General features: G+C 48.5%; 8 protein-coding genes. All 8 read right to left on the bottom strand.

The window, feature by feature from the left end:
* Positions 1 to 27 precede the first annotated feature (27 nt).
* The 8 genes from NST40_RS07725 to NST40_RS07690 all read right to left on the bottom strand — a co-directional run bounded on the left by NST40_RS07725 (position 28) and on the right by NST40_RS07690 (position 18,078).
* Entirely contained in the window at positions 28 to 7,995 is a 7,968-nt protein-coding gene (locus NST40_RS07725; RefSeq protein ID WP_342410575.1) for a polysaccharide lyase family 8 super-sandwich domain-containing protein, read from the bottom strand.
* Between the two features lie 41 nt (positions 7,996 to 8,036).
* Positions 8,037 to 9,869, bottom strand: a complete 1,833-nt coding sequence (locus NST40_RS07720) for a beta-galactosidase family protein (RefSeq protein ID WP_076220437.1) — start codon at positions 9,867 to 9,869, stop codon at positions 8,037 to 8,039.
* Between the two features lie 25 nt (positions 9,870 to 9,894).
* The gene (locus tag NST40_RS07715) at positions 9,895 to 11,169 is read right to left on the bottom strand and encodes an alpha-L-fucosidase (protein ID WP_342410574.1); all 1,275 of its coding nucleotides are present in this window, start codon (positions 11,167 to 11,169) and stop codon (positions 9,895 to 9,897) included.
* A gap of 115 nt (positions 11,170 to 11,284) precedes the next feature.
* Positions 11,285 to 12,682 carry an extracellular solute-binding protein gene (locus NST40_RS07710; protein WP_076192894.1) on the bottom strand — a complete coding sequence of 466 codons (1,398 nt, stop codon included), beginning with the start codon at positions 12,680 to 12,682 and terminating at the stop codon, positions 11,285 to 11,287.
* A gap of 141 nt (positions 12,683 to 12,823) precedes the next feature.
* Entirely contained in the window at positions 12,824 to 13,660 is an 837-nt protein-coding gene (locus tag NST40_RS07705; RefSeq protein ID WP_076277101.1) for a carbohydrate ABC transporter permease, read from the bottom strand.
* 15 nt (positions 13,661 to 13,675) lie between these two features.
* The gene (locus tag NST40_RS07700; RefSeq protein ID WP_051490863.1) at positions 13,676 to 14,605 is read right to left on the bottom strand and encodes a sugar ABC transporter permease; all 930 of its coding nucleotides are present in this window, start codon (positions 14,603 to 14,605) and stop codon (positions 13,676 to 13,678) included.
* A 168-nt stretch (positions 14,606 to 14,773) separates the two neighbouring features.
* Positions 14,774 to 16,357, bottom strand: coding sequence for a response regulator (locus NST40_RS07695; RefSeq protein ID WP_076100553.1), 1,584 nt, complete (start codon positions 16,355 to 16,357; stop codon positions 14,774 to 14,776).
* Positions 16,357 to 18,078: a histidine kinase gene (locus NST40_RS07690; protein WP_342410573.1), complete on the bottom strand. Its 1,722-nt coding sequence runs from the start codon at positions 18,076 to 18,078 to the stop codon at positions 16,357 to 16,359. Before NST40_RS07690 ends, NST40_RS07695 begins: the two co-directional genes overlap by 1 nt.
* Positions 18,079 to 18,110 lie beyond the last annotated feature (32 nt).

Here is an 18,110-nt window from a genome sequence, read left to right as displayed (position 1 = left end):
CCTTCCCAAAGCCCTGGCTTCAAATTCTTACTTTTCAATCTTAATTGCTAAAAGATTGTATAGAACCATTGCACTCTCAGCTCGAGTTGCTGAGCCTCCCGGAGCGAATCGCTGGTCACTTCGACCCTGAATAAGTCCAAGGGCTTGGGCAGCAATGATCGATTCACGGGCCCATGAGGCAGCCGCACGCAAGTCACCGAATTGGATTACAGGCTTCGGTTCCACCTTTTTCCCGCTGACATATTCGTAGGCTCGCATCACCATGACCGCCATCTCTTGGCGGGAAATAGGGGCTTCTGGAGAGAAGCGAGTCTCACTCACTCCATGGACTATCCCCGCCTCTACAGCCTGCGCCACTTCCTCCGCATACCACTCATCCGCAGATACATCTGCAAATGCTGTAGATGATTTCCCTTCAAGTCCTAGCAAGCGGATCAGCATAGCTGTAAATTCTGCACGGGTCACTGACCGGTTCGGCTCGAAATTCCGAAGTCCGACTCCTTGAATCAGATGTTTGGCTGTTAGCTCTTGTACAACCGCCGCCGCCCAATGTCCAGAAGGAACATCGTCATACGATTTGTTGTATTCCAGCACGGCATATGTGCCTAAGTGTTCGGTGCGCAGAGCCACCTTGCCCTTCAGCCAGGAACGGCCCGCATACTCTATATTTCCGGAATCCGGAAAATAATAGCCGCCGAGCAAATTCCTTTTGGCCTCAGGGTAGGCGTTAAGCTCTAATGTAACGGGCTCAACAAATTGGGGAAGTATGCTTCTTGTACCGTCACCAGCAACAATATACAGGTTAAAGAGAAGGAACTCTCCTGCCTGGTTTAGCACTGCACCAGATTTCTTCTCTGCGCTAGCTAGTATTCTCTGCGCCGCTTCCCCATTCACCTCAGAAGCCTCCAGAAAGATCTGGCTGCCGGCCAATTGCTCCGCAGGAATCAAACCCCGCAATTGTTGAAGCACCGCTGCCGGAAGGGTCACATTAAAGTTAGAAGCCTCTACCCGAAGCGGCTTCTGTTTGAGCATGTCTGCTGCCATCCCCGGCAATACTAGCATTCTCAATTTACCCTCGTAGACAATGGCTGCCGAAAGATCGTTCAACGAAGCTGCGTTTAGTTGCAGCCGCCCCGCTGTTACCTCCGGTACGGAAGGCACTTGTGGTTGCGGACTCGGAACAGTTGAAGTATTGTCTTCCGCTTGTAGAATCTGAAGCGTCAGACTGCTCTGCCGTCCTCCGTAACTTGCAGTAATCACAGTCATGCCCGGATCAAGTGCTTGCAGCTGCCCCGTTGCCGTTACTGTGGCTACCTTCCTGTTACTGCTCTCGTAGATCACACCCTCGGTTACCGTAAGGTGGCTATCATCACTATATACCGCCGTTGTGACCACCTTACCGCTCTGCCCTATTTCCAAGGATGTCGGACCGCTTAACGAAATAGAGACGAGCTCCGGCAGTTGTCCATACACCTTTAATAAATAGGAAGCGGTCATGTTGTCATATACGGATGAAATAACCGAAACGCCCGGTCCTTTAGCTTCAATATGGCCATCTTTGCCTATACTTGCGACGTTAGGATCGCTGCTCTCATAGACTATACCTTCGGTTACTATATAACGGCTGCCATCGCTGTACACTACCGAAGTAACCGCCGTTCCGGTCTCCCCGACACCCAGGCTTTCCGGGCCGCTAATTGCCGTTGAGACTCTTTCTGTAGGCTCCATGACTGTCACCTGAAGCTGTCGGAAAGGCTCTACATTTCCAGCCTTATCCACCGAACGATAATCGATCCCGAAGGTTCCGGGGTTCTCGATATATACACTCTGAGTAACCGTATTCCATGCACCACCGTTGAGCCGGTATTCTGTCCGCTTGACTCCCCAGCCGACAGCTCCCCCATTGGATTGGTCGGTGACATCAAAAGTGATATTGACTTTGCCCTTATATGCGCCCCCTTCTCCTGTTTCTCCAAGTATGGTAGCCTTCGTGATTGGAGGTGTTGTATCTTTCGGCAAAATTTCCAGATACGCGGCATATTTGCCATTCTCATTCTTACGGCTTCTTATGTCTGTGGCGAGATTATAGCCTACCTGCCTAAGAGCCAGACTTATCACCGGATCGGAAGGGAACTCCGTGCCAACCCATGAGGTAATATCGAACTGCCGCCACTGCTCCGGTCCGGAAAAAGTCTGCAGCGCAGCTTGAGTACCGATTTTTGGAGCATTATTGTAATTTAGCGTTGCCTCCGTCCAATCATCATCTTGGACTCCAAATACACCGATATCGGACAAAGTGCCTGCCCCGTCATTTGTCTTTCCGAACACATTCAGCTTCACAGAACCAACTTCACCGAGAAATGGACTCAGATCGAATTTTAGATAAACCCTTCTGTCTGTGTCCCCGCTGCCATTTCTGATCTGCAAGTAATTGACCGAACTATAATTGACTGCAGCTTTCGATCCTCCATTGACATACGCATCTTCAGAAACATACAGCTTCGTTATTACCGCTTCGTCTGGTTCCGAATCGGAAGGCTCAGAAGGCTCGGCATTCGGATCAATTCTGAACTTGACAACATGGCTTTTTCCTTTGGACCCGCTGGTATGAATTGCGAGTTCAATCCTCGGTGAGGTCTGCAGTACCGTTACGGTTGGATCTTTCATCAGCTCTTCCAGCGCGGTTCTGCCGACATCCACATTCACCACAGATTGAGACTGTGTCGGATCCGAAATGGCTATCGTCAGTTCATCTCCAGACTCCTTGATAATAATGGAGGCTGGATGATTGGCGCGCACGGATTCGATCATTCCCGGTACCCAGAAGTTCATAGCCGTAAGTCCCAGCTTCTGTTCCTTGACGGCTTGCACACTATCCGTGTTGGCTATAATTTCAATGTCAGGACTACTGCTGTAGCGCGCTGTCGCCGTTTCATCCTGATTCGGCAGCAGCACATACGAATACGATTGATTCACCGGATTCGTTCCCTGAGCAATCGACAGGCTGGCATAATTTCTCGTAATCGGCTCCGTTGATCCCCCTTGATTAGTATCCTTCCATGCGCCAGTCCGAGACTCACGCAGACCGTCTATCGTTGGGGCATCAGGGAAATAATAACCGATTCCCGAGCCGGGAACATTGCCTTCCAGATGTGCCCAATGCACCTGATTCATTGACTCAGACCAACCCAGCGCGGATGGCTTGGCCTCTCCGTTGACCGTAAGTACATTGTCTCCGCTCGCCTTGAGCTTACGGTTATCTACGATGGTCTCCACCTTGCGGTTATCCGTGCTTGTAATGCCTGCCCCAAGTGCTACGATTTCATCATCGAACATGAACCAGGACTTTTTACCGGACAATGTGCTGTTATCCGGATCCAGATCCATGCCGGCCGCTCCATAAAGGCCGTCTATGGATGATCCTCCCACCCATGTTTTAGATGTAGTCTTGGCTGCACCGCGACTTGCCCCATCCGATGTAACCCCAGGCAGACGATAAGCGTTCACGGTCGGCCAGAATGCATCTGCATATTGATCCAGATCCTGATTATACAGATAGGTCATGCCTTCGCCTGTATACCAGCCCTTCAGATTCTCTGTGCCCGCTTCATAGTTGGCAATTCGGGCCGAAGACATGCTGATCCCAAAGGCATATCCAGGCCGATGGTGGACAATCCGGTCCATAGCCGAAAACTGCTTATGCACAGTAAGGTCTCCTGATGGCTGCACCTCTGGATCGTCCATAAGCGTCTGGAGCAGAACTATATCGGCTACTCTTAGACCGTCGTAATAACTTTCTACTACCGTATCGGCTTCGAACCAATACTTCACCATCGATTTAAATCGGGCCGCTTGCTCCGGTGGCGCGGAAGAAGCCAGCCGCAAAATATGCGACCAAGGCACGAGCTGCCGGTTTCCCCGGGCTATCGATCTACCGAACACCATATCCATCATTAATTTTCTGTAGACGAGAGGTTCATAAGAATCCGTTACCCAGTTGTATACATTCTTCATATTGGTATCAGTCAGCGGCCAAGAGGACCCTGTCAGCAAAGTCATCATTTTCATCATATCGCCAAGCAATACAGCCCCATAACTGCCGGTATAAGCAATATTATTATGCTGGATAAAGGAGCCGTCCTCATAAAATCCGTCTCCGCGGGTCACATAGGGTAATACTTGGCTAACCGCATCCCGCCCTTGTTTGATCTTCGCACTGTCACGATTATGAATGCCCCTCAAGACCACTGCCAGTGCTTTATCCAGCCGATTCGCGCCGGTTTCCATCAACGAGGGTTGATTGGTCCGTTTGGTTGGGTCCGGGCAGAATTTATCAATGGCTTTGGTATATTTGGTAATCTGATCGGCTGACAAATACTCGAACATTAAGGCCATCGTATCTCCCAATGCAAGCGGAATGCCGATCTCCCATTCGAACCAATTGCCTTTCTCCAGTTTAGTTTCGTTATACCAATTCGCGTATAAGAAATCTAAACCATCCAGAATATCTGATTTCAACTGCATATTCTCGTACAATGGTGAACCGGATGTCGAAAAGGCAATAGCCATATCCTTCAACCGGTTATAAGAGGCTGCCGTATCAAAAGCATCCGCTGTGCTGCCCGGCTTATCGCTCCATAAATAAGTACGGTTCATTTGCTTGTTCATCGTATCCCAGAATCCAGTTCGCTCCTGATTACTGATCTTATCGGATAAAGTCTTTATAGACTTGGCAATGTCCGGGTTATTCGGGTCGAAGGAATGCCCTCCGGTCAAATACTCCACCCATCTTCCACGAAGCTCGTCATATTCGTCTTTTGGAGTCTCTCCTTCAGTAATATTAAATTTCAATACATGCGTTGCCCCTATAGAATTCTTCACATCCACCGTTATAACTGTATTTCCCGAAGCTTGCACTACATCCGTCTTGCTATCTTTGCTGAGCAGTGTCAACCCCGGTATATCCAGTTCCAGGGACAATAGGTTTTGAGACTGAGTAGGATCAGACACCGAAACGACAAGCTCCTGATCGATCTGCCGAATCATCACGGAAGCTGGATTGAGTGCCTTGATGGAATCTACTGTTCCTGGATTCCAGAAATTAGCGGCGGTTATGCCCAGCTTCTTCTCTCTGACCGCATGCACATCCTCTGTATTGCGCAGCACTTCGATATCCGGATTGCCACTGTAATCCTCAGTACCTGAAATGTCACGATTAGGCAACAGAACATAGGAGTATGAGCCATTCGTAGGCGTATCTCCATGCTCAACTGCCAGGCTTAAATAGTTGCGCGTAATGGGAACATCGGATTGAGTGGCATTAATCTCTTTCCAACTGCCGGTTCTGGCTTCACGTTGCGCCAGTATACTTGGAGCTTCAGGGAAATAGTAGCCCACGTCGGCACCTGGCACATTACCCTCCAGATGGGCCCATTGAACGTTCTTTAACGTCGCTGACCATCCGGACTGTGACGGTTCTACAGCTCCGTTGATTAGAAGTTTGTTGTTTCCCACTTCGTTAAGCATCCGGTTATCGATAATCGTCTCAACAGACTGCGGGCCGGCAGTTGATTTGGAAATTCCCGAACCAAGCGCCACAATCTCATCATCGAACATAAACCAGGATTTCTTGCCTTGCAAATCGCTACCGGTCACTTGGGAGAGTGAGAAATCCATACCTGCTGCACCGTATAGGCCTTCCAGCGACGATCCACCCACCCAGGTTTTCGGATTCATGTAACTTTTCCATTCCACAGGCACCATCCCCTGCCCCGATCCATCCGTTGTCGTGCCAGACAAGCGGTAGGAATTGACGGTAGGCCAGAAGTCATTCCGGTATTGGGTCAGATCCTGATTGTATAAATAGGTCATCCCAATCCCCGTATACCATCCTTTCAGGTTCTCGTTGTTCCCTTTCTCAAACGCCGAGATGCGATTCGAGAACAGACTCAAGCCGAAGCCGTAACCTTCGCGTAGATGAACCACCCGGTCCATGCCGGCGAATACCTGATTCTTAATGAGAGCTCCTCTTGGATTGATCTTCCCGTCATTCATCAGCTTTTTCACAATCGTTATATCTGCAAGCGACAACCCTTCATAATAATTGCCGGATGTCATATTCGCTGAGATCCATTCTTTCGCCGCTTGCTTTATGGATACTGCAATATTCTCCGGAGCAGTTTCAGCCATCCGCAGCAAGGTGACAATTAACCCTCTTGCGCTGCCGCTTCCTTTTCTAGATATACCTCTGCCATTTACCGAATCCATAAATTGACCGTTGTAGATCACCGGCTCGTAAGTCTGAGCCACCCATTCGTAAATGTTCAGAACATTCGGGTCCGTTATTGGCCATGGAGAATCGGTCAGCAGATAAGACATGTCCGCCGTCCCTTTGAGCCAGACCGAACCATATCCTCCCGTATAGGCAATATTATTATGCTGAACGAGGGAACCATCCTTATACACACCGTCACCATGAGTCGTGTAAACATACTCGGAGCCAATGGAATCACGGCCCTGAATGATCTTTGCACTGTTGTTGCCAATCACGCCTCTTACCGTGACCACAAGTGCTTTGTCTAGTAGATTTGCTCCCGTCATCTTCGTGCCTTTAACGCCAAGCACCGACCCTACTTTCGGGTCTGGACAGAAGGCATCAATAGCCGCAAGATACTGATTGATTTGCTGCGGTGTTAGATGGTCATACATGAGCACCATAAGATCATTCACAATCTGCGGCGTGCCAATCTCCCAGTCCCACCAGTTCCCATAAGCGCTTTTGCTCGGATTATAGCGGTTTGTATACATCCAATTGATTGCGCTTACAATATCATTCACCAAAGTGCTGTTGCCGTAAAGCTCCGATCCCTCCACAGAATAGGCCAATGCCATAGTCTTCAAGCGATTGTAAGCGCTTGTAATAAACTGCGAATCTGTAGTGCTCGCGGTATCACTCCACAAGGAGGTGCGGCCGGAGGATTTATCCATACTCTCCCAAAGTGCAGCAGCCGATGCAGCCTGAGCGTTAATACTAGCAGCTATATCAGGATCACTCCCATCGTATTGACCGCCACTTAATCGGTCGTACCATTTCAGCCTCAGTTTATTGTAGGCCTGTATCGTGTCGGGAGCTTCGACAGTAACCAGACATTCGGCTGCAAGGCTACCATCCGGTGTGGCGATCTTGATGGTCGAAGAACCGATCCCCGTACCCATTACATTACCAAGTGCGTCCACAGTCGCAGCTTCTGGATTGCTCGAAGTCCACACTACCGTTTTATCCACCGCCGTTATAGGGGATAAAGTCGGCAGAAGTGCAACCGTGTCCCCTTTGACCATAGAAAAGGCCGTACGGTCTAGCGCAATTCCTGTAAGACCCGCATATTCCTCCAAAGCGATATCATCTATCCATAGCTTTCCTTTTCCAGTCTCCAAAAAAGGCTCGATGACTAGCTTCGTCGCGTTAGCCGGCATAGTTAGAAGTACTTGCTGCATACTCCAGTCCTGTGTGCCTGTTATTTTGGGAGAGGAAGGTCCATCTCCCACTTTGGCAGTATTGTAATACTGTGTTCTAAAGTAGGCTCCCTGTCCAGTGACGTTGTCCGTCTTTAACCAGACTTTAAGTCTGTAGGATTTACCGGGGATAACCGAAGTTACCCCCTGATTGATGGAAATCCTGCTTGTGGCAAAGGCATCGAACAGCATGGACCGGGTTCCTTCATGCGCAGTGCCAGCGTCTATCTTGATATTCGCTGTTTTATTCGTGCCTTTCCCGCTACCTGTAGGGACCCATAAGCTCCAGCCTACCGGAGCAGCGTCTGTAACCCCTGTCCAGGTTGAGTCAAGGGCTGTCGTTGTATTCTCAAAGCTTCCGTTAAGCATAAGATTTGATGCAGCCGCAGATGCCCTGCTATGCGAGGGATAAAGAACTCCCCCACAGGAAGAAAAAAGATCAACAATGAGAACTAATACTAAAAATAGACTTGGTTTACGCATTTGTTCACCCCAATCTTAGAATTGGTTAAAGCTAAAGGCATCTACAAGTTATCATCCTGCACAAAATTCAACACGGCGTCATCGACGGCCGAAGTTCTTCCCAGATCAGGAAGGTTCACAAGCTCAATCTCGCAAGTCTCCGCACAACCATGCAGCTCCAAAAGAACCAGCTCATTGCTCCCCTTGCGCAAGAGTGGACCAGGGATATATAGCGCCCGCTGCGGTCCAACGTTCCAGTAACGGCCCAGATTAAATCCGTTAATCCAGGCGACCCCTTTATTCCATCCATCGAATCGTAGAAAGGTATCGCCAATCTCCTCCGCCTCGAAGCAGCCCCGGTAGAATCCGGGCAGACCCGAAAGGGTCGCAGCTTGCTGCTTCTCCACCGGGTGCTTCTTGTACGCTAGTGAAGCCAGCTGTTCCTGTTCCAACGGCAAAGTACGAATCGTCCAGTTATATTGCAGCTGGTTATCAATCCGAACCCCGTCCAGAATCCCTTTCGGATCGCGAATGAGCGGCCCGTAATTGATTCGCCCCATGTTCTCGACAAGGATATCCAGCTGCGCTCCCCCAGCGGGGATGGAAAGTTCCAGTGGCAGCGGATTCCAGCGCTCAATCACCCCAAGCACCTCTCCATCCAGGAAGACCTGCGCCCGATCGCGCACGCCCTCGATGTAAAGCTTCTGTCTGGACCGCGGTCCCTGCACAAAAGTGCTGTACAATATAAAACCATAGGATTGTCCGAGCTTCTCCATCGGCTGTACACACACGCTGTTCACCGTCTCTGATAACTTCTCCAGATTGGAAGCCGTGAATAGTTCCGCTCTTTCCGTCAAAGCGACTTTCCCGTAAGAAATCTTCGGAATCGGCTCAGGGAGTGGACAAGTCGGGGCAAATCCATGGTTGCTGAGTACCGACCGGACAGCTTCAAATTTCGCCGTCGTATCTCCCCATTCCGTGAGCGGGGCATCATAGTCATAGCTTGTAGTCGTTGGCTCGTAGGTGACGATATGATTCGCACCATTATAGAAACCAAAATTGGTTCCACCATGGAACATGTACATATTAAATGAGGAGCCCTGGGTCAGGATCTCATCCAGAACACCTGCTACATCCCCGGCATCCCGTACATGATGATCCTCCATCCAGTGATCAAACCAGCCATTCCAGTATTCCATCACCATAAGCGGCTCTTCAGAGCGGTATTCCCGATATTTGCGGAAGGATTCCTCTGTACTGGAGCCGAAATTGACTGTCGCATGCACATCCTCCAGTGTTCCACCGAGCAACATCTCATCGGTTGGTCCGTCGGAAGTAAAGAGCAGCACATCGATCCCTCTGCTGACCAGTCCATCACGCATATAGCCCAGGTAGCCACTGTCATTACCATAGCTGCCATATTCATTTTCTACCTGAACGGCCAGAATTGGTCCGCCATGTGTGGAGAGCAGCGGAACCAGCCGAGGAATTAGCTCATCGTAATAACGGTCTACCTTGCTTAAATAAAGAGGGTCACAGCAGCGAAGCTGGAGTTCCCCGTAAGCTAGCAACCAGCCCGGCAGGCCTCCGAACTCCCACTCCGCACAGATGAATGGACTCGGTCTGACAATAACATGAAGCCCAAGCTCCCCAGCCAGCTCGATAAAAGATACCACATCGGCCATGCCATCAAATACGAACTCCCCTTCTTTAGGTTCATGTATATTCCAGGCGATGTAGGTCTCCACGGTATTGAATCCGCAGGCTTTCAATTTCAGCAGCCGGTCTTTCCAATATTCAGGCACGACCCGAAAATAATGAATGGCTCCCGATACGATACGATAAGGCTGTCCGTCCAGCAAATAGTGTCCGTTGTTCCAGGTGAGCAGGTTCATTATCGACAACCTCCTTTATTAACATTTATTGTAACGATTCCCCGCAGTGGTAGACGGCAAGCCGTCTGATCTTGGGGCTTGCGGCAGCTTCTGACACCCGTAAGCGGATTTTCTCTGCGACAACCGGAGGGAAGGCGTCGATTTTCTTATGGCCAATCGAACTGCCACGCTTCAACTCCAGCCACGCTCCGTTGCTGTACGCTTCCAGCATATATCCTTCTACTCTTTCGCCGTAAACGATATCCTCCATAATCTCGACATGATCAATCACAGTAGCTGCTGGCAATTCCAGTTCAACAATATCTCCAGTACCTGCTGTTACCGCCAGAGCCTTGTCAAATCTGCGTCTTATCTCCTTGCCGAATTCCAGCAGCCGCTGCACATCAGCCTCCGGAAACAGCCCGCGGTTGTCAGGGGCTACATTGAGCAGCAAAGTTGCCCCATGTCCAACCGAACGATAATAAATATCCATTAGCTGCTCCAGAGACAGCAGCAGATGCTCCTCCTCAGGATGCCAGAACCAGCGGTCTTTACGGATGGGCACATCGCATTCCGCAGGCACCCAGCTCGGCGTTCCGGGAAGCCAGTTCAATGAAGCTTCACTGAACATGCTACCCCGCGCAGAATTCGCAGTGTTCCAGCATGGATAAGGAGCAACGCCATCCTCATTGCCAACCCAGCGGATCGTTGGTGCCCCCATATTAAACACCATGGCGCCTGGCTGATGGCGCTTGATCAGATCCATAATCCGCTGCCAATCGTAATTGCGGCCCTCCGACCCTGCGCCGTCGAACCAAATTTCCGTAAGCGGACCATAGCCCGTAAGCAATTCCTGCAATTGCAGGGCATAGAAATCATCGTACGCTTGCGGATCTGCATAACAGGGCTCATGTCTGTCCCACGGAGACAAATAAATGCCGAAGCCAACTCCAAGTTCACGGCAAGCCTCCGCGCATTCCTTGACGACATCGCCGCGCCCTTCTTTCCATGGGCTAGAAGCCACAGAATAAGTACTTGTCGCAGTCGGCCACAAGCAGAAGCCATCATGATGTTTAGCTGTCAGTATAAAATAACGGAATCCAGCTTCTTTGGCTGTACTAACCCATTGGTGGGCATCCAAATGAAGCGGATTGAAGACCGCAGGTGAATCATTGCCTTCTCCCCACTCCTGATCGCAAAACGTATTGATGCCAAAATGGCAAAACATCCCCAGCTCCAGGTCCTGCCACTCCAGCTGTTCCCTAGAAGGCAGCGCCAATTTCTCTTCCGGCTTGTTCTGTGAAAATCTGCTTTCCATCATTTCTACACTCTCCCATATGTTTGTGTAGACCCAATATATAAATAAGGCTTTGGAAAGCCAGTTGATGACCTTCCAAAGCCCCGTCCACAACTTGTGATACTTGCTTATTCCCTGTTTATTTGATGACACCTTTTTCGTTGATAATTTTTGTTGCTTCATCAACCATCCATTGCTGCACCTTATCAATCGATTCATTTCCAAGCATAAATCTGCTGAAGCCGTCATCGATTATTTTGGTCAATTCGGACGTTGCCGTCGTCATCACCTGCGCACCATCAAGGAACTGGATTGCACTGTCAAAGAGTGTATATTTGAGTGAATCCATATCATACATATCCTCTTTGCCAGCTACCAGTTTGGTCAGCAAGGCTTCATTATCCGCTTTTTTATAACCGGAGAATTCCAGTCTGTTATCACTAACAGCCGTTGACATAAATCTCATCAGTTGGAAAGACGCCTCTTTGTTCTTCGAAGTAGCGCCCATCGCCAGCATATTGCCGCTGGTGAAGTATTTGCCCTCGTATTCTTTCGGTTCCGATCCTGCCGGAGGCACCGGTACCGGAGCAAAAGCTGTCTTGAAATCATGCGGATACTGCTCTGTATTGCCCGGATCAGCAATCGTCCAGTTACCAGCCAGAATCATAGCGGCTTCTTCATTAAAGAATTCCGTGCGGTAATTGAGCTTAGCCGCTAAAGCGTCTGCATAAGTTTTCGCAGATTTATCAGCAGACTCCATATCTTTGCGCAGCTGGAAGAAGTATTTATAGGTTGGATCCGCGAAAATGGTCGTCCCGTCATCATACACGAATGGATCTTTCATCATCGTTTGGGCCGGTGCGTTCATATACAACTCCCAGGTGTGGAAGTATGTGCCGTAACGTTTGTCTACGCCTTCACCTTTGGTCAGTTTTTTGGCATAGTCGCGGTAGTCATCCCATGTCCAGCCAAAAGTAGGTACAGGCAGACCCGCTTCATCCAGTGCATCTTTGTTCAGCATTACATAGTTGCTGCTCTTGGTATATTGCATCCCATAATAGTTGTTGTCTACCTTAGCATTCACATAATATTCATCCTCAGGAACGAGGTTATCCTTCTCATAGAATTCGTTCAGCGGGGCAAGCGCTCCCCGGGTCGCCCGTTCAAGTACGCCTCCAAGGCTTGGTACCTGAACAACGTCAATCGCTTCGCCGGATGAAATCAGGAAGTCGAGTTTCTTCAGCATCTCCACAGAATCACCGGGAACGAGTGTCACATGCTCTACCTTGATATTTGGGTTCTGATCCATAAATTCCTGCAGCATGGCATCCGTGCCTGCTGATTGGGCTTCATTGTCCCAGTTGTAATATTTGATGGCGACTTGCTTGTCCACCTTGGTGTTCCCGGTATTCGTACTGGCTTCAGCACCGCCATTCTTCTCTGAATTTCCGGAATTTCCACAGGCGCTTAACGTTAAGGAAACCGCCAGCATGGAGCCTAGTACAACGGATAATCTTTTTTTGCCCTTTGTTTTCATTTTACTTCCCCCCGCACTGAAATTTAAGTATAGTGCCTTGTTCATTTCTTATTATAGGCACCCGCTGTACAGGCCAAGTGCACAATTTTGCTGTAGTAGGATCACATTTTTGACTTTTACCCTCTTTTGCATACCCGCAAGTCAGCCCTTTACGCCTCCCAAGGAGATTCCGTTAATGACTTGCTTTTGCAGGGCAATGAACACGATGACCAATGGGATGATCGCCGAAACGGCTGCCGTCATCATAATCGCATAGTTGTTCGAATAATCGTCCCGGAACAGTGTCATACCGAGTGGGATAGTGTACAGATTCTTGTTTAGCAAGAAGATCAGCGGATTCTGGTAGTCATTCCAGGTCCAGATAAATTTAATGATCGCCACGGTAGCGAGCACCGGCTTGCAGAGCGGAACAATGATAGACCAGAATATCCGCAAATGGCCTGCTCCATCAATTCGCGCCGCTTCAATATATTCGTCGCTGATACCAATCATAAATTGCCGCAGCAAGAACGTGAAGTAGATGGAGAACATACTCATTAATACGATAGCAGCATGAGTATCATAGAGGCCGAACCAACGAATCAGCAGAAAACGCGGAATCAGCGTGGCCTGGTCAGGAATAATCATGAATGACAGCAGCGCCAGAAAGACCATATTCCGTCCTTTAAACTTGATTTTGGTCAAGGCATACGCCGACATAGATGAAATGATCAGTGTGATGCAGGTTGTAATAATCGCAACTTTAAAGGAGTTTAAATAGAAATGGGAGAAAGGTACCCGTCCCATCCAAACCATCTTGAAATTATACGCTACATTGATCTTCTCGGGAATCCATTGGATCGGGAAGCGCATTACATCTTTTTCATATTTGAAGGCTGCGGAAATCATCCAGATCAGCGGAATAAGAAATACAATGGACAAAGCCCCCATGATGCAGGTAGTGATCAATCTGGACATATTTTTTCTAATCAGTTGCATGTTAATCTCCCCCCTTTATTCTTCATTTCTCATTTTCCAAGTGGCTGCGGTAATCAAGCCGATGACAGCGAATAGCAGCCAGGAAATTGCAGAAGCGTAGCCCATGTTGTAGTATTTGAACCCTTCCTCATAGATCCTGAACACAAGCACGGTAGAAGAATTATTCGGGCCGCCTTCGGTCAAAAAGGCGATGATGTCGAACACCTTAAACGAGCCAATCAGCATGGTAATAAGCAGGAAAAATGTGGTCGGACGCAGCATCGGAACTGTGATGGCAAAGAATTTTTTCAACGCGCTGGCACCATCTATTTCGGCGGCTTCGTAGATTTCATCGGAGATATTCGTCAAGCCAGCCATATAGATAATTATGGTGTAGCCAAGACTCGCCCAAGAACTGATAATAGCAATGGATAACAGTGAGGTCTTTGGATCAACTAGCCATTTCGGAGGGCTGGAAATTCCAAACTCCATCAGCAACTGATTGATCGGTCCAAGAGACGGATGGAACAATGCACTCCATACGGCAGCTATCGCAATAATCGAAGAAATATAAGGAATAAAGAAAGCCACTTTAAAATAATTTTTGAGGAACACACTGTTTTGAATCAATGCCGCGAGCACCAGCGCAATCGCAATCGGGATCGGCACGGTCATAATCATATAAAAAGCATTGTTCTTCAAAGCTTGAATGATACTCGGATCATGGAACATTTTGATATAGTTATCCAATCCGATGAACTCGATTCCTTTGACTCCCGACAATAGATCCCATTTCGAGAAGCTCAAATAAAGTGAGAATCCAAGCGCAAATACATTAAGAAAAAGCATCCCGACAATTTCCGGTGCCAAAAACAGCCACCCGGTTAAAGCCTCTTTCCGTTGCGGAGTCCAGAATTTCCGCTTCTCTTGCAGAATTTTTGGCACAGGTTGTTTTGCAGCCTCCACGTTGTATCACCTCGACAATTTGATTTGTCATTATAGTAATACATCCGCCTTCCGCAAGAAGGAGTGATTATGACCCGGAATGTGCAAGATTTTGACCTTTGTCCGCCGACAACAAAAACCGCCCTAGAGGGGCGGCGCGTCTGTTCATATCATTAACAATTGTGCTTCTCAGCGTACCGAATGTTTGGATTTATATTCGCTTGGCGTTGTTCCTACATATTTTTTGAACACTTTTGAAAAATAGGTTCTGTCCGAATATCCCAGGCCGACGGCCAGCGACTCCAGGTTCTGGCTGGAGATTTTCAGCATTTTGGTAGCGACCTTCATCTTGTGCTGATGCACATAGTCCGTAAAGGTCAGGCCAGTCATGCGCTTGAAATAACGCGAAAAATAGCTTGGATCCAGAAACAGATAACGTGCCATATCAATTGAAGTGATATTATCGCCTAGATGCTGGTCGATATACTGCTGGATAAGCTGCAGCTTGGGCTCCTGCGGAGAAGCTCCTGTCACCTGCTGCTTGCTGCCTGTAATCTGTACAAGCTTTCTCTCCACCAGTTCCATCGTATCTTCAAGTGTGCGGGTCTGCACGAGATAGACGAACAGATCCTCATCGAACATCAGGCTCGTAAACATTAACTCGATGCCGCGGAGCATAAAGGATAAATCCCGGGCGAAATCGCCAGGATGAATAGACATTGCTTTTGCAGTCCTAGCGATTTCCTGTAGAGTGCCACGGATGGCTTCAAGGTCTTTTTTAATCACGGCCCGTTCCATCTGCGGGATATAGCTGTCCAGAAATCCTTGGGGAGCAGGCTGGAAGCGTGGAGAAGCGATTTGCAAAGTATCCAGAACCGTGTAATCCGCACTTGCATAGAACTCGCATTTGTCCTGAACTATCTGCCGATGGATCTGGCCAATCGCCTGTAGCTCCATTTTCTCTGTGACGGCAATAATGCCCGGTTGAATCTTAAGAAGATGGGAGCATTCGGAACACAGCCGCTGTAAATAATCATGAAAATGAAGACTGGCATTCTGCGCCAGATTCACACGGTAATTATATAAAATCACAATATTCTTTTGCTCCAAGAAAGGCGTAATCCCTTCACATGTTTCGGACAGTTCCAAGGCTATATTGTAAATAGCATATAGAATAAGTGGATACTCACTCTGCTTGTATCGCTTGTCGAAGCTGGAAAAATGAATACTGACCGTGCCCAGCATAAACCACGGATACGTCCAGGATATGCCGATTTGCGCCGCATAGGCCAGTGTGGTTTCAGGCGGAGCACCGCCAATCACCCTTTGCAGCAGGTTCTGCCGGAAGAGCTGGCTGTTGTAGCCTGTCTCCCCATGGCTGATCAACCCAATCTTCGACTTAAGCAAGTGTACGGACTTGGCAAGGCTTTTCTCCAGTTGCTCTTCTGTAAGCTGGTCCTTGATTAAATAATCATCCACTTTCAGCTTTACCGCTTGCTGAGCATAATGGAAATCCTCATGACAGGTCAGGAAAATAATTCTGACCTCCGGCTTCATGCGGGTGAAGCAATCGGCTAGCTCAATGCCGTTCTTTTGCGGCAAACCAATATCCGTGATCACAATGTCAGGCTGCACTTCCTCAAACATTAATAACGCCTTGGCACTGGAATAGGTGCTGCCGACAATCTGCAAGCTATGTGCCTCCCAGTCAATCATCTGCTGAAGCACTTTGAGCATAGGAACATCATCGTCTATGAGCATCACTTTATACATCAATATCCCTCTCTCTCTGACAGATTAACCTGATGATTGCCTTGCGGCAAATACAGAGAAACGGACACCCCGCCCTGCGGCAGATTATGCAGCGACAAGCGGGTATCCTGCCCATAGGTCAGCCTCAGCCTTTGAACTACGTTCATTAACCCGACCCTTTGATAAGCTTCATCCTGTTCATCGTCCTTATACAGTAACCTGCGGTTCAGGCCCGCCAGAACTTCAGCCCCTGCACCGCATCCATTATCTTCAACTTCAATCATGATCCCATCAGGGACCGTTCGCGAGCGAACGACAATACGCGGTGCCGGGTGGTCAACCAATCCGTGGACGATTGCATTTTCTACAAGGGGCTGCAAAATTAGCTTAGGGACGATGAGCTTCTCTGTATCCTTTTCCAGATCGACCTCCAGTTCAAGAGGGATTTCGTTACGGATCTTCATAATATCGATATAATGGCCAAGCAGTTTGCATTCTTCCCGCAAGGTAGCCGGTTCATTGACCTTCAAATAAGCCCGGAGCAGACTCATTAATGAATCGATGATCCCGCTATGCAGCTTATCTTTGGCCAAAATAAGGCTACATTTAATCGAATTCAACGTATTGATTAAAAAATGGGGGCGAATCTGCATAAACAGCGCCTCCAGCTCCATCACCCGCTTCTGTTCCTGCTCCAGCTCGATGTCGTGAATCAGTCCTTGCAGCTGGTCCAGCATAGTATTCAACGTCTGCCCCAGCTCAGCGATTTCATCCTTGCCCTTGACCTCCAGCCTGACATCAAGATTCCCCATCCCGAACTGGCGCACAACGCGCTGCAGCTTCATGATCGGACTATGCAATCTTTTGGCAATCAGCATGGAGGTAGCCGAAAAGACAATAAATAAGAGGAGTACCAAGCCAATGCCACTATAAAACGTCCGCGAGATCTGGCCCGACCATTCTTTCTCCGAAGCTTCATAGATCAGCTGCCAATTGGATTTGTCGATAGCTCTGGCTGTACGAACGCTTCCTCTCGCTTCCTTGCCTTCTGGAGCCAATTCTGAGTTCCCAGCGATCAAGCCTCCTCCAGAATCAAATAATGCAACCTTGCCAAATTCGACGGGTCCGAGCAATTTATTGAAATAGGATTCAGGAATTGAGATAAGCAGCACGGACACCTGCCGTTTCTCCCGGCTGTCATAGATAACTCTGGCAATATAATAGCTGCTGCTTTTACCGGAACCGCTGTCAGCCATCCCAAGCCATTGCAAGGTCTCCGGTTCCTGGATATTGACACGGCTCATCAGCTTGTCCAGGTTAGCATTGATTACAGATAAATTCTCCGTCCCAGAGGAGATCACAAAGTGTTTCCGGTTGACCAAATACATGCGGATATTATTATTCAACGGCTTAGAGTTGATGAGCGAAAACACATCTTGAATTTGCGTAAAATGTACGTAATCCTGATAGCTATTTAGCCGCTCAGTATCCGCAAAAGACTTCAGATTAGCGCGGAAATTGGTATCGTTTACAATAAAATGGGAAGCGAACGTCACATCATCAATAGTTTTATTTAGTTCGTCAATCATAACGTTCAGGAAGTTATCGTTGCTGAGCTGCAGCTTCTCTACCATCGTATCCCGGATGAGCACGAAGGAGATGATCGATACTGCAATCAGCGGGATAAAAATCAGCAAAAGAAATGAAACCTGGATACGTCTATAGTAAGTGAATTTGAACATGTTTTCTCCGCGCCTCTCTCATGCTCTTTTCT

The organism is Paenibacillus sp. FSL R10-2778 (assembly GCF_038593035.1).
In the GTDB taxonomy this organism is placed as follows: Bacteria; Bacillota; Bacilli; order Paenibacillales; family Paenibacillaceae; genus Paenibacillus_AQ; species Paenibacillus_AQ odorifer.
The sequence above is the reverse complement of the archived record's forward strand: the minus strand, read 5'-3'. Positions and strand labels throughout refer to the sequence as shown.